The sequence below is a fragment of the Virgibacillus salexigens genome, from assembly GCF_014905415.1.
Classification (GTDB): domain Bacteria; phylum Bacillota; class Bacilli; order Bacillales; family Amphibacillaceae; genus Virgibacillus; species Virgibacillus salexigens.
The window spans coordinates 1-294 of sequence record NZ_BNEO01000186.1 but is presented as its reverse complement, the minus strand read 5'-3'; the positions used below and the strand labels follow the sequence as shown (position 1 = coordinate 294).

The window sequence follows — 294 nt, the reverse complement described above, 5'->3', positions numbered from 1 at the left end:
GATTGAGCGGAAAAAACCGACTTTTTTCATAAACCTACTCCTGATCTGGGCTTCGTAAATAATATCCGACACCGCGACGTGTTACAATCCACATTGGATTACTCGAATTCTCTTCTATTTTTTCACGTAATCTCCTTACCGTTACATCAACGGTACGAACATCTCCAAAATAATCATAACCCCATACTGTTTCTAGTAAATGTACACGTGTCATAACTTGTCCCATATGACGTGCAAGGTAATGTAATAACTCAAATTCACGATGAGTTAATTCAATTTGTTCGCCATCACGTG

The 294-nt window shown here is 38.4% G+C and carries 1 protein-coding gene; it reads right to left on the bottom strand.

The features are described 5' to 3' along the window. Window positions 1-34: 34 nt before the first annotated feature. Window positions 35-294 (bottom strand): winged helix-turn-helix domain-containing protein (locus JKP73_RS22775; RefSeq protein ID WP_200412054.1); only part of this gene is annotated, 260 nt, incomplete at its 5' end.